This is a genomic window from Sphaerisporangium sp. NPDC005289 (genome assembly GCF_040607455.1).
GTDB lineage: Bacteria > Actinomycetota > Actinomycetes > Streptosporangiales > Streptosporangiaceae > Sphaerisporangium > Sphaerisporangium rhizosphaerae.
Map to the genome: position 1 here is coordinate 70,380 of NZ_JBEXGS010000012.1, position 13,369 is coordinate 83,748.

Genomic DNA, 13,369 nt, shown 5'->3' on the forward strand with positions numbered 1-13,369 from the left:
GACACCTCCGTGATCGGTATCACCTTGCGAAGGCTCGCCGCGGCCAAGGGCGCCGCGGCCGGCTTCACCGTCATCCTCCTGCTGTTCGCCCTCGCCTTCGCCGGCCCGCTGCTGACCACGTGGCACTTCGGGGACATCGACTTCACCGCCCTCCGGGAGCCTCCGTCGGCCCAGCACTGGTGGGGCACCAACGGCATCGGGCAGGACGTCTTCGCCCAGGTGACCCACGGGCTGCAGAAGTCGCTCGTCATCGGCCTGGTGGTCGCGGTCTTCTCCACCGTCCTGGCGACCCTCGCCGGAGCCGCGGCGGGCTACTTCGGCGGCTGGGCCGATCGGGCCGTCCGCTTTCTGATCGACCTGTTCCTCGTCTTCCCCGGCTTCCTGGTGATCTCGATGATCTCGCCGGTCCTGCGCGGGTCGGGGTGGCCGGTGTTCGCGCTGCTGCTCGGCGTCCTCGGCTGGATGGTCAGCGCCAGGATCGTCCGCTCGATGACGCTGTCGCTCAAGGAACGCGAGTTCGTCCGGGCCGCGGAGTTCATGGGCGTCGGCGGGGCACGGGTGATCGCGCGGCACGTCCTGCCCAACGTGGCCTCGTTCCTGATCGTCGACACCACGATCGCGGTGGGCGGCGCCGTCATGAGCGAGACGACGCTGTCCTACTTCGGGTTCGGGGTGCAGCCGCCCGACGTCTCCCTCGGGACGCTCATCGCCGACGCGACCGCCGGCGCCACCACCTACCCGTGGATGTTCTTCTTCCCGGCCGGCCTGCTCATCGTGTTCGTCCTGGCCGTCAGCATGGTCGGCGACGGGCTGCGCGACGCGGTGGACCCCACCCCCCGGCCCGCCCGCCGTGCCCGCCGTGCCCGCCGTCCGCGTCCCGCCGCGTCGCCGGCGGCGCGCACTCCCCGCGAGCCGGTGCCGGACGACGTCGTTGTGTCGGTCCGGGACCTGCGCGTCGCCTTCGGCGGACAGGAGGCGGTCAAGGGGGTGAGCTGGGACCTGCGACGCGGAGAGGTGCTCGGCATCGTCGGTGAGTCCGGATCGGGCAAGTCGGTCACGGCGCTGGCCGCGATGGGCCTGCTTCCCCCCTCCGCCTCGGTGAGCGGCTCGGTCCGGCTGGCCGGAACGGAGATCATCGGCGCGCCGGTGCCCACGCTCATGGCGCTGCGCGGCAGGCGGGTCGCCATGGTGTTCCAGGACCCGCTGTCGGCCTTCACCCCCGTGATGCGCGTCGGCGACCAGCTCGCCGAGGCCGTCCGCGTCCACCAGCGGGTGTCCAGGGCCGAAGCCGGGCGGCGCGCGGTCGAGCTGCTGCGCATGGTCGGCATCCCCGACCCGGCCCTGCGCGCGGGCTCCTACCCGCACGAGTTCTCCGGCGGCATGCGGCAGCGGGCCATGATCGCGATGGCGATGGCCAACGACCCCGAGGTCATCGTGGCCGACGAGCCCACCACGGCCCTCGACGTGACCGTCCAGGCGCAGATCCTGGACGTGCTGCGCGAGGCCCGCCGCCGGACCGGGGCGGCCCTGGTGTTCGTCAGCCACGACCTCGGCGTCATCGCCGGGCTGGCCGACCGCGTCGTGGTCATGCGCGACGGGCTGGTGGTCGAGCACGGGACGGTTGAAGACGTCTTCGCCCGGCCCAAGGAGGACTACACGCGTGAGCTGCTGGCCGCCGTGCCCCGGCTGGACCAGGCGCCGCCCCCGCGCGACCTGTCCGGCCGGCCGCCGGTACTGCGGGTCTCCGGCCTGACCAGGACCTTTCCGCTGTTCAAGGGCACGGTGTTCCGGCGCGAGGTCGGATCGGTCCGCGCGGTCGACGGCGCGGACCTGCTCGTACGCCGCGGCGAGACGCTCGGCCTGGTCGGCGAGTCGGGCTCGGGCAAGAGCACGACCCTGTTCGAGATCATGTCGCTCGCCCGCCCCGCCGAGGGCACGATCGAGGTGCTCGGATCCGACACGGCCGCGCTCACCCGCGGACAGGCGGCGCGGCTGCGCGGCGAGGTCCAGATCGTCTTCCAGGACCCCATGGCCAGCCTCGACCCGCGGATGACGACCGGCCACATCATCGCCGAGCCGCTGCTCACGCTCGGCGTCCCCCGCAGGGAGGCCCTGGCGCGGGTGCCCGCGCTGCTGGAGCAGGTGGGCCTGCCCGCGTCCCACGCCGAGCGGTACCCCCACCAGTTCTCCGGCGGGCAGCGCCAGCGCGTCGCCATCGCGCGGGCGCTGTCGGTGGAACCCAAGCTCGTCGTCCTGGACGAGCCGGTGTCGGCACTGGACGTCACCGTGCAGGCCGGGATCCTCGCGCTGCTCGCCCGTCTGCGCGACGAGCTGGGCCTCGCCTACCTGTTCGTCTCGCACGACCTGGCCGTGACCCGGCACATCGCCGACCGGGTCAGCGTGATGTACCTCGGCAGGACCGTCGAGAGCGGCGACACCGCCACGCTCTTCGAGGCGCCCCTGCATCCCTACACGCGGGCGCTGATCTCGGCCGTCCCGATCCCCGACCCGTCCCTGGAGCGCCGCCGGCGGCGGATCCTGCTGCCCGGCGACCCTCCGGGCGCCACCGCGCGGCCGGCCGGGTGCCGCTTCCGCGGCCGGTGCCCGGTCTACGCGAACCTCCCGGCGGAGCGGCGGGTCCCCTGCGAGACGGCTGACCCCGAACCGGTGGCCCATGGCGCCGGGCACGTCGTCGCCTGCCACCACCCCGGTGTCGCCTGACCGGGCTCACCGGGCGGGCAAGTCGGAAGATGTACCATTTGGCGCAGGTGTGGGGGCCGGTCGACGGGGGAAGACCAGAGGGTTCGGAGCCGGGTCGTGTACGGGGTGGTGCGGTGATCACGTGGGGCGAGCCGTACGGACGCGGAGGTCGCGCGCCGTGCGGGCGCGGGCCGGGCGCGGGCCGGGGACGCCGAGCGGACAGGTCGTGGCCGGTCGATTACGCTCGCGCCCATGACGAACCGTGATCCCCGCTGGGTGCTGAGGGAGCGCCCCTCTCTCGGGCTCATCATCGGCCTCGTCGTGGCCGGCATATGCGCGCTGGTGTCGTTCTCCTTCGACATCTTCAACGGCGAGCCGGTGCAGTTCTTCATCGCGCTCGTCCTGGCGCTGGCGCCGGTGCCGCTGCTGCTGGCCGCGCTGCTCGGTCTGGACCGCATGGAGCCCGAGCCGGGCAAGGACCTGGCCTTCGCGTTCATGTGGGGCGCGGGCATCGCGGTGCTGGTGGCCGGCATCCTCAACAGCCTCAACCTCAGGTACGTCACCAACGCCCTGCACGACCCGACCGACGCGCGCAACCTGGTGGCGACCTTCGTGGCCCCGGTGGTCGAGGAGACGATGAAGGGCCTGGTGCTGCTGGGCCTGCTGCGCTGGCGCCGCCAGGAGCTCGACGGCCCCACCGACGGCATCATCTACGCCGGCATGGTGGGCCTCGGCTTCGCGATGAGCGAGAACGTCAGCTACTACATCATGGCGCAGGACCAGCACGGCTTCCAGGGGCTGGCGGTGACCGTGGTGCTGCGCGGAATTCTGTCGCCGTTCGCCCATCCGCTGTTCACCTCGATGATCGGCATCGCGGTCGCGTACGCGGCGCAGCGCCAGGGGCCGGTGCGCGGTGGAGTGGTCCTGCTCGGCTGGGCCGGCGCCATCATGCTGCACGGCATCTGGAACGGCTTCACCTCCTACGGCGGGTTCCAGGGGCTGTCGCTGGCCTACCTGCTGCTGATGATCCTGTTCTTCGTCGAGCTGAGCGTGGTCGTCAAGGACCGCAAGCGCATCGTCGGCCTCATCCAGCTCTACCTGCCGCCGTACGGGGGGCTCGGGCTGGTCACCGACTTCGACGTGTTCATGCTGTCGTCGCTGCAGGGGCGGCGGCAGGCCCGCCAGTGGGCCAAGGCCTACGGCGGTCAGGCGGGGCTGCACGCCATGCGCGACTACCAGGTGGCCGCCACCGAGCTGGGCCTGCTCCACGAGCGCGGCGTGCGCGGGGTGATCGACCGTGAGACGTTCGAGACCCGGCGGGAGGCGCTGCTGGCGTGCATGAGCGTCGCCAAGGCGGCCTTCCCCGTCCCCGAGCGGCACCAGGCCACGATCGCCAAGGGCATGGCCCCGCCCGGCTACGCCCCCGGGCACGACACCTGGCACTCGGTCTCCCCCTATCCGCCGCGCGACGGCCTGCCCGGCGACCCGTACCCGGCCGACGGCGCGCCCGGCCCCGAGCACCGCCCGGGACGGCCGCCTTCCGGATACCGGCCCGCCTCGCCGGGCACTCCCGGCCCGGAGTACCACCCGGGGCCGTCCGGCCCCGCGCACCAGCCCGGCACGCCCGGCTCCGAGTACCGGCCCAGCGGGTCTGGCCCTGAGTTCCGGCCCGGCGGGTCTGGTCCTGAGTTCCGGCCCGGCACGCCTGGCCCTGAGTACCGGCCCGGGCCGCCCGGGATGCCCGGGCCCGGTCCGGGTGGGGCGCGCTAGCCCGCCCCGCCGTCCTCCCGCCGTCCTCGCATCGTCCCTGGTCGCCCGCGCGCCCTTGCCGCGCGCGTGGCCCCGTGTTTCAATCGCGTTACGCGGATGTCTGTGGCCACTTCCGATGCCCTTTTCCAGGTGGCCGGGCCAGAGTGGGCGCGCGGCCGGCGCCGCCGCCGCGCGCGCCCTGAGACAGACCGGAGCGGCGCGCGTCCTGCGCCCGCTCGTCCGACCGCCGCCCCCGCGCGGTGGCATCCGCGATGTGAAGAGGAAGCGTGAAAACCAAGGTAAAGGTGGCGATTCTGACCGCTGTGGCGGTCGTGGCCGCCGGGTTGACGACGCTGGGCCTCCAGCGCTCGGCCCTGGCGCACGGCGCGCTCCAGGCGCCCGCCAGCAGGACCTACGCCTGCTACACCGACGGGCTGACCTCCAGCAACGAGATCAAGCCGAAGAACCCCGCCTGCGCCCAGGCCGTCGCCGCGGGCGGCACCCAGCCGCTGTACGACTGGTACGGGGTGCTGCGCTCGGACGGCGCCGGTCGCACGAAGGGCTTCATCCCCGACGGCAAGCTCTGCAGCGGCGGGTTCGACAAGTACGCCGCCTACGACGCGCCCAGGGCCGACTGGCCGGCCACGGTGGTGCAGCCCGGCGCGATGTTCAACTTCGTCTACGGGGCCTGGGTGCCCCACCCCGGCGGGTTCAAGCTGTACGTCACCAAGGACGGCTACAACCCCACCGCGCCGCTGACCTGGGCCGACATGGAGGATCAGCCGTTCCTGACGGCCGATCCCGAGCCGGGGGTGAGCAACGGCGCCTACCGGTTCTCCGGGCGGCTGCCCAACAAGAGCGGCCGGCACGTCATCTACTCGGTGTGGTATCGCTCCGACAGCAAGGAGACCTTCTACGGCTGCTCGGACGTGATCTTCGGAGGCACCTCGACGCCGCCGCCGAGCTCACCCCCGCCGAGCTCCCCGCCGCCCAGTTCCCCGCCGCCGAGCTCGCCGCCGCCGGTCACGCCCACCCCGGCGCCGTCCTCGCCCGGCGCGATCGCCTGCCAGGCCACGGTGACGCTCGCCAGCAGCTGGCAGGGCGGGTTCCAGGCCACGGTGACGATCAAGAACACCGGGTCCACGCCGATCAACGAGTGGTACGTCTCCTGGATGATGCCGCTGGGCATCACCATGACGCAGGCGTGGAACGGGACGATGATGCAGAGCGGCCCGAGCGGCATGATCCACGCGCCGTCATGGGCTCTCAAGCTCGACCCCGGGGCCTCGGCGACCGCCGGGTTCCTGGCCACCATGACAGGGTCGGGGACTCCGACGTTCACCGACGTGAACTGCGGATAGTCCGCGGGCGCGGGCACGCCGGCCTGCGGCGCCGGCCGGCGCGCCCGCGCCCGCTCCTCGAAAGAGGGGCCTTGGGCGTGTACGACCAGCGGAAGCGGCCGACTGGCAGGGGCGGCTGGGCGAGGCGGCTGGGAGAGGTCGGCTGGGCAAGAGGTCGGCTGGGCAAGAGGCCGGCTGGGAGGAGGCGGCGGCGAGGGGAGGCGGCGTCCGGGCATGCGGAAACCCGGGCGCCGGACCGTGAGGCGGAGAGGCACTTCCGCCTCACGGTTGCAGCGTCCGAGTTCAGGACGGGATACGCGGTTGTCGTGGCACTGCCGAGGGGCGTCACCCCTTCCTTGCCGGCGGGCGAGGGACAGATGATTATGGGAGCGCTCCCATGTGCGCGAAGGGACCATACCCCGCAGGCCCGCCGGTGACGAAGCCCTCACTTCACGGCAAGGGCGGGCGGCCGAGAATCCGCAGCTTGCGACCTCCGGCGCCGGCAAGCCCGATGAAACTTTCGCGCCGGAACCGAAACCTCGGTCGCGGGGGCGTTCAGCGGCGGGCGCCGAGGACGCGGTCGAGCGAGGTCTCGCGCGGCCCCGGGAAGACCGGCGGGGACCTCAGCACCACCGCGTCCAGGAACCCCTTCGCGGTCGCGCCGAACTCGCGCACGGCGTAGACGTAGGTCTGGGCGGGGAACCGGGCGGCGGAGTCGTCACCGACGCCGAAGGCGTCAAGGCCCGCGGCCCGGCACAGGGCGACGGCACGCGGCAGGTGGAAATCCTGCGTGACGACGGTGAGGGCGCGGACCCCGAACACCCGGCGGGCCCGCACGCAGGAGTCCCAGGTGTCGAACCCGGCGTAGTCCAGCACCAGCACCCCGGCCGGCACCCCGCGCGCGACCAGGTAGTCGCGCATGACGGAGGGCTCGTCGTAGCCGGGCCGGCTGTTGTCGCCCGACAGCAGAAGGGCCCGCACCTTCCCCACTCGCAGCAACCGGGCGGCGCTGTCCAGCCGGGTCGCCAGCATCGGCGTGGGGGAGTGGCCGTACAACCCGGCGCCGAGCACCAGCCCCACCGGGGCGGCCGGGACCTGGCGCGTCCACCCCGGCGCGGCTCCGGCCGTGAGCCGGTAGCGCGTGGTGGACAGCCAGGCCCAGGTCATCGGCGCCAGGCCGAGCAGACTGAGCGCCACGGCGCCGTGGAACGCGCGGCGCCGGACGGCGCGCGAGCGCAGCGACACCCGGGCGGCGCGGGTCCACCGCGCGACGGCAGGAGGGATCACGATGGTTCAGACGCCGGCGGCGTCCAGTAGGTTCTCCCCGGTGAAGGGCGCGCCGGCCGGGCCGCGCGAGCGCATGAGGTACACCACGCGCAACGTGGCGATCCAGACCAGGGTCGAGCCGAGCACGTGCAGGCCCACCAGCAGCGCCGGCACGGCCAGGAAGTACTGCACGTACCCGATCACGCCCTGGGCCAGCTCGACGCCGAGCAGGATGAGCGCGCCCCGGCGTGCCCGGCCGGGAGAGTCGGTCACGTGCAGCGCGAACAGCAGGGCGAAGGTCAGGCCGAGCACGACCCACACGGCGTCGGCGTGCAGCCGGGCCACCGACTGGATGTCGAAGCCGAACCGTGAGGCGGCTTCGTCCCCCGAGTGCGGCCCGGTGCCGGTGACCACGACGCCGGCGATGAGCAGCGTCAGCACGGCGGCGACCAGGACGAAGCCCAGCGTGCGGATGTCGCGGTGGACCAGCCGCCGCGGCGGCTGGTCGCCCTCGCCCGACCGCGCGTACAGCGCGAACGCCGCCGCGATCATGCCGATGGACAGCAGGAAGTGCACGCTGACCGTGACCGGGTTGAGCAGCGTGCGCACGACCACGCCGCCCCACAGCGCCTGCACGGCGACGCCCAGCGGTTGGATCCACGCCAGGTACACCAGGCTGGAGCGGCGGGGCACCACCCGCATGACGGCGACCACACAGCCGACGGCCACGGCCAGCACCAGGAAGGTCAGCAGGCGGTTGCCGAACTCGATGGCCATGTTCAGGGGCGAGTGCGCGTCGTGCGCGGCGGGGACGAAGCTGTCGGGCGTGCAGCGCGGCCAGGTGGGGCACCCGAGGCCGGAGCCGGTGAGCCGGACGGCCGCGCCGGTCACCGCGATGCCCGCGTTGACGATCACGGCGGCCAGCGCCCACCGCCTGACGGTGGCGGGCGTGGCCGACCACGCGGAGTGGAACAGGTCGAGGGCCCGGCCACGCGCCCGGTCGAGGAGGGCGCCGGTCCCGGCGCCCCCCGCACCGTCGCGGGGCTGGTCTGCTGCGGTCACGGCACACATCGTAGGCGTCCACCCAGCCGGTCCCGAATTGTGTTCCCTTGCCTTGCTCCGCTCGGCGGGCTCGGGGCGCCTTTGAGGCGGCGCTGTGTTTGCTTTTGCCTCGCTTCGCTCGGCGGGCTCGGGGCGCCTTTGAGGCGGTGTCCTTCGTCGTCATCCGGGCTCGTTCCTCACCCTCCCTCCTCCTCAGGACACCGCCGCGCCCCGAGCGGGGTCTTGTGGCCGATCCGCTGGAATCGCTTGGCGGGTTCGGGGGTGCTTGAGGTGATGGTCCGAGGGGGGCTGGTTGGGCTCGGGGGCGGGCGAGCATTGATTACCCTGGTGGATATGTGACATATTACTGACTTGTTTGTGAAAGGGCTGGGGGTGGGATGGCCGACGTCGTGGTGATCGGGGCGGGGGTCGTCGGGGCGGCCTGCGCTTATTACGCCGCGCGCGCCGGGCTGAGCGTCACCGTCGTCGAGCGCGGCGCGGTCGCCTCGGGCACCACCGGGGCCGGCGAGGGCAACATTCTGGTCTCCGACAAGGAGCCCGGCCCCGAGCTCGACCTCGCCCTGCTGTCCAACCGCCTCTGGCGTGAGCTCGCGGCCCTCGGCGGGTTCGAGTTCGAGCCCAAGGGCGGCCTGGTCGTCGCCGAGACCGGCGAGGTGCTCGACGCGCTCACCGCCCTCGCCGTGGCCCAGGACGGGTGCGGCGTCCAGCGCCGGCCGGTCGGCGCCGGCGAACTGCGCGACTACGAGCCCCACCTTTCCCCCGGCCTCGCGGGCGGCGTCTTCTACCCGCAGGACGCGCAGGTCCAGCCCATGCTCGCCGCCGCCGTGCTGCTGCGGCACGCTCCCGGCGCGCGCCTGCGGACCGGGACCACGGTCACCGGCCTCTTGCGCGACGGCGACCGGGTCACCGGCGTCCGCACCGACAAAGGGGACATTCCGGCGGGCGCGGTGGTCAACGCGGCCGGCACCTGGAGCGGCGAGGTGGCCGCGCTGGCCGGGCTCGACCTGCCGGTGCTGCCGCGCCGGGGCTTCATCCTGGTCACCGAGCCGCTCGCCGCCCCGCTGATCCGGCACAAGGTCTACACCGCCGCGTACGTCACCGGCGTGGCCAGCGACTCGGCCGCCCTCGAGACCAGCGCCGTCATCGAGGGCACGCCCGCCGGCACGGTGCTCATCGGCGCCAGCCGCGAGCGGGTCGGCTTCGACCGCACCGTCTCCATCCCGGTGCTGGAGACGCTCGCCCGCCAGGCCGTCGCCCTGTTCCCGGCTCTGGCCGCGCACCGGGTCATCAGGGCCTACTGCGGCTTTCGCCCCTACTGCCCCGACCACCTGCCGGTGATCGGGGCCGACCCGCGCGCGCCCGGGCTGTACCACGCCTGCGGCCACGAGGGCGCGGGCATCGGCCTGGCCCCCGCCACCGGCCACCTGATCGCGGGGCAGCTCACCGGCGCCGCCCCCGGCCTCGACCCGGCGCCCTTCCGACCGGAAAGGTTCGCGGCGTGACCTCATCACCCGATCCCCACGGCCTCGTCCCGCCCGCCGGGGAGCCGCCGCACGCCGGTCGCCTGGTGAGGGCGCGGCCGGAGCCGGGGTTCCCGATCACCGTGGACGGGCGGCCGGTGGTGGCCGTGCGGGGCCAGACGGTCGGGGCGGTGCTGTACGCCAACGGCGTCCGGTCGTGGCGCGCCACCCGCCTGGGCGGGCGTCCCCGCGGCCTGTTCTGCGGCATCGGCGTGTGCTTCGACTGCCTGGTCACCGTCAACGGCGAGCCGTCGCTGCGCGCCTGCCAGACCGAGGCGCGCTCCGGAGACGAGGTGACGACCGGATGAGGGACCTGGCGATCGTGGGAGCCGGCCCGGCCGGGATGGCCGCCGCCGTCGCGGCGGCGCGGGCCGGGCTGAGCGTCGTGCTCGTCGACTCCGGGGCGCGCCTGGGCGGGCAGTACTTCCGCCACGCGCCCGCGGGGTTTCGCGCGCGGCGGCCCGGGGCGCTGCACCACGGGTTCGGGCGCTTCGCCGCGCTGGCCGCCGAGCTGGGGCGCCGTGGCGTCGAGGTGCGCCTGCGCCGCCGCGTCTGGGCCGTCGAGCGGACGACGGACCCGGGCCCGCCGGTCACACCACCCGCGACGGACCCGGGTTCGCCGGTCACACCACCCGCGACGGATGCCGCCGGCGACGGCGGCGTGGTGCTGCACTGCCTGGCGGGCGACCGGGAGGAGCGGCGGGAGAGCGTCGAGGCCCGCCGGCTGCTGATCGCCACCGGGGCCCACGACCGGCCGTTGCCCTTCCCCGGCTGGGACCTGCCCGGAGTGTTCACGGCCGGAGGCGCGCAGGCCCTGCTCAAGGGCGACCTGGTGACCGCCGGGCGCAGGGTCGTCGTGGCCGGCACCGGCCCCTTCCTGCTGCCGGTGGCGACCGCGCTGGCCGCCGCCGGCGCCCGCGTCGCCGCGGTCCTTGAGGCCAACGGCCGCTTCGGCCCGGCCTCCGCCATGGCGGGCCACCCGGGCAGGCTCGCCGAGGCCGCCGGCTACGGCTACGGCCTGGCCCGGCACCGCATCCCCTATCTCGGCCGGCACGCCGTCATCGCCGCCCACGGGGACCGCGAACTGACCCACGTCACCGTCGCCGACCTCGACCGCGACTGGGCGCCGCGCCGCCGCCACACGATCGCCTGCGACGCGCTGGCCGTCGGCTACGGCTTCGTCCCGCAGATCGAACTGGCCGTCCAGCTCGGCTGCGCCACCCGCGCCGGGACCGACGGCACCCCGGTCGTCGCCGTGGACGCCGGGATGCGCACCAGCGTGCCGGGCGTGTACGCGGCGGGGGAGCCCACCGGCGTCGGCGGGGCCGAACTGGCCGAGGTGGAGGGCCGGATCGCCGGGCGCGCCGCCGCAGCCGACCTCGGCCGCCGGGTGCCGCCCGACCCGGGGCCGTCCGCGCGCAGGGACCGGCTGGCGGCCTTCGCCAGGGCCCTGCAGGCCGCCTACCCCGTCCGCGACGGGTGGAAGGGCTGGCTGACGGACGACACGCTGATCTGCCGCTGCGAGGAGGTCCCCTACGCGCGGATCAAGCAGGCGGCGCGGCTCGGAGCCACCGACGCCCGCTCGATGAAACTGCTGGCCCGCCCCGGCATGGGCTGGTGCCAAGGGCGCGTCTGCGGCTACGCCGTGGCCCGCCTGGCCGGCGAGGACCCCGGGCCGCCGCGGCGGCCGGTCGCCCAGCCGGTCAGGCTCGGCGACCTCGCGGGAGACCCGGCGGAAGACCTCGGAGAAGAACCAGCAGGAGACCCCGGAGGAGAGGACCCTCGATGACGACCCGTGAGAAGCCCTGGCACGGCGTGATGGTGGCGACCGCGCTGCCGCTGCGCGAGGACCTGAGCGTCGACTTCGACGGCTACGCCGCGCACTGCCGCCGGCTGGTCGAGCAGGGATGCGACGGCGTGGTGCCCAACGGCTCCCTCGGGGAGTACCAGACGCTCACCCCAGAGGAGCGCGCCCGCGTCGTCGAGACGGCGGTCGCGGCGATCGGCGGCGACCGGGTGATGCCGGGCGTGGCCGCCTACGGCGCGGCCGAGGCGCGCCGCTGGGCCGAGCAGGCCAGGGACGCCGGCTGCCAGGTCGTCATGCTCCTGCCCCCGAACGCCTACCGGGCCGACGAGCGGGCCGTCCTCGCGCACTACCGCGAGGTCGCCAAGGCCGGCCTGCCGATCGTGGCCTACAACAACCCCTACGACACCAAGGTGGACCTGGTCCCCTCGCTGCTGGCCGAACTGCACGCCGAGGGGCTCATCGTCGGCGTCAAGGAGTTCACCGGCGACGTGCGGCGGGCCTACGAGATCGCCGAGCTGGCCCCGGGCCTGGAGGTCCTGATCGGCTCCGACGACGTGGTGCTGGAACTGGCGCTCGCCGGGGCGACCGGCTGGGTGGCCGGGTACCCGAACGCGCTCCCGGCCTCGTGCGCGGCGCTGTACCGGGCCGCCGTCGCGGGCGATCTGGCCACCGCGCTGCCGCTGTACCGCACGCTGCACCCGCTGCTGCGCTGGGACGCCAGGACCGAGTTCGTCCAGGCGATCAAGCTGTCGATGGACCTGGCCGGCCTGCACGGGGGCCCGTGCCGGCAGCCGCGCGTGCCGCTGACGGCCGAGCAGGACGCCGTGGTCCGCGCGGCCACCGAGAAGGCGCTGGCCGAAGGGCTGCGGTGACGTCGTGCGCTCGAAGAAGATCTTCCACGTGGTCGACTCGCACACCGAGGGCATGCCGACCCGCGTCGTCACCGGGGGAGTGGGCGTCATCCCCGGCGCGAGCATGGCCGAGCGGCGCGAGTACTTCATGGCGAACCTGGACCACGTCCGCAAGCTGCTGATGTACGAGCCGCACGGGCACGCGGCGATGAGCGGCGCGATCCTGCAGCCGCCCACCCGGCCGGACGCCGACTACGGCGTGCTGTTCATCGAGGTCTCCGGCTGCCTGCCGATGTGCGGGCACGGCACCATCGGCGTCGCGACGGTGCTGGTGGAGACCGGCATGGTGGAGGTGGCCGAGCCGGTGACGACCGTGCGGCTGGACACCCCGGCCGGGCTGGTCGTCGCCTCGGTGCGCGTGGAGGACGGAGCCGCCACGGCGGTCACCATCCAGAACGTGCCCTCCTTCAGCGTCGCGCTGGACGCCGTGGTGAAGGTCCCCGGCATCGGCGAGATCACCTACGACCTGGCCTACGGCGGCAACTTCTACGCCATCCTGCCCATCGAGTCGGTGGGCCTGCCGTTCGAGCGCGCCTACGGGCAGCGCATCCTGGACGCGGGCCTCGCGGTCTCCGCGGCGATCAACGAGGCGGCCGAGCCGGTCCACCCCCTCGACCCCGGCATCCGGGGCTGCCACCACGTGCAGTTCGTGGCCCCCGGCTCCGACGCCCGGCTGTCGCGGCACGCCATGGCCATCTACCCGGGCTGGTTCGACCGCTCGCCGTGCGGGACGGGCACCAGCGCCCGCATGGCGCAGCTCCACGCGCGCGGCGAGCTGGCGGTCGGGGAGGACTTCGTCAACGAGTCGTTCATCGGCACCCGCTTCACCGGGCGCCTGGTCGAGGAGACCGAGGTGGCCGGCCTGCCGGCGGTCGTCCCCGCCATCACCGGCCGGGCGTGGGTGACCGGCACCGCCCAGCACTTCCTGGACCCGTCCGACCCCTTCCCCGAGGGCTTCCTGCTCTGAGTCGGTCGATGACGTGGACTAGGTTTCCATGAAGCGGGATTTCACCC

10 protein-coding genes are annotated in these 13,369 nt (G+C 74.1%); 8 read left to right on the forward strand and 2 right to left on the reverse strand.

What is annotated here, in order from left to right; genetic code table 11:
- Window positions 1–9 precede the first annotated feature (9 nt).
- The 3 genes from ABZT47_RS21745 (at window position 10) to ABZT47_RS21755 (ending at window position 5,810) form a co-directional block, all read left to right on the forward strand.
- Window positions 10–2,721, forward strand: a complete 2,712-nt coding sequence (locus ABZT47_RS21745) for a dipeptide ABC transporter ATP-binding protein (RefSeq protein WP_354844813.1) — start codon at window positions 10–12, stop codon at window positions 2,719–2,721.
- A gap of 231 nt (window positions 2,722–2,952) precedes the next feature.
- The gene (locus tag ABZT47_RS21750) at window positions 2,953–4,470 is read left to right on the forward strand and encodes a PrsW family glutamic-type intramembrane protease (protein ID WP_354844816.1); all 1,518 of its coding nucleotides are present in this window, start codon (window positions 2,953–2,955) and stop codon (window positions 4,468–4,470) included.
- Between the two features lie 266 nt (window positions 4,471–4,736).
- Window positions 4,737–5,810 carry a lytic polysaccharide monooxygenase gene (locus ABZT47_RS21755; RefSeq protein WP_354844819.1) on the forward strand — a complete coding sequence of 358 codons (1,074 nt, stop codon included), beginning with the start codon at window positions 4,737–4,739 and terminating at the stop codon, window positions 5,808–5,810.
- Window positions 5,811–6,344: 534 nt separating this feature from the next.
- On the opposite strand, the gene ABZT47_RS21760 is transcribed toward ABZT47_RS21755, so the two are convergent.
- Both ABZT47_RS21760 and ABZT47_RS21765 read right to left on the reverse strand, forming a co-directional pair.
- On the reverse strand, window positions 6,345–7,076 hold the full coding sequence (locus tag ABZT47_RS21760) for an ElyC/SanA/YdcF family protein (protein WP_354844822.1): 732 nt from the start codon (window positions 7,074–7,076) through the stop codon (window positions 6,345–6,347).
- Window positions 7,077–7,082: 6 nt separating this feature from the next.
- A complete protein-coding gene (locus tag ABZT47_RS21765; protein WP_354844824.1) occupies window positions 7,083–8,117 on the reverse strand; it encodes a COX15/CtaA family protein in 1,035 nt (344 codons plus the stop codon).
- A 377-nt stretch (window positions 8,118–8,494) separates the two neighbouring features.
- On the opposite strand from ABZT47_RS21765, the gene ABZT47_RS21770 reads away from it, so the two are divergent.
- From ABZT47_RS21770 to ABZT47_RS21790, 5 genes are read left to right on the forward strand one after another with little or no spacing between them, the layout of a single operon-like run.
- Complete coding sequence (locus ABZT47_RS21770; RefSeq protein WP_354844827.1) at window positions 8,495–9,619, forward strand: FAD-dependent oxidoreductase; 1,125 nt, start codon at window positions 8,495–8,497, stop codon at window positions 9,617–9,619.
- The gene (locus ABZT47_RS21775; RefSeq protein WP_354844829.1) at window positions 9,616–9,945 is read left to right on the forward strand and encodes a (2Fe-2S)-binding protein; all 330 of its coding nucleotides are present in this window, start codon (window positions 9,616–9,618) and stop codon (window positions 9,943–9,945) included. The genes ABZT47_RS21770 and ABZT47_RS21775 overlap by 4 nt, the downstream gene beginning before the upstream one ends.
- On the forward strand, window positions 9,942–11,426 hold the full coding sequence (locus ABZT47_RS21780) for an NAD(P)/FAD-dependent oxidoreductase (RefSeq protein ID WP_354844832.1): 1,485 nt from the start codon (window positions 9,942–9,944) through the stop codon (window positions 11,424–11,426). Before ABZT47_RS21775 ends, ABZT47_RS21780 begins: the two co-directional genes overlap by 4 nt.
- Entirely contained in the window at window positions 11,423–12,316 is an 894-nt protein-coding gene (locus ABZT47_RS21785) for a dihydrodipicolinate synthase family protein (RefSeq protein WP_354844834.1), read from the forward strand. The genes ABZT47_RS21780 and ABZT47_RS21785 overlap by 4 nt, the downstream gene beginning before the upstream one ends.
- 4 nt (window positions 12,317–12,320) lie before the next feature.
- Window positions 12,321–13,322, forward strand: a complete 1,002-nt coding sequence (locus tag ABZT47_RS21790; protein ID WP_354844837.1) for a proline racemase family protein — start codon at window positions 12,321–12,323, stop codon at window positions 13,320–13,322.
- The last annotated feature ends 47 nt before the right edge of the window (window positions 13,323–13,369 follow it).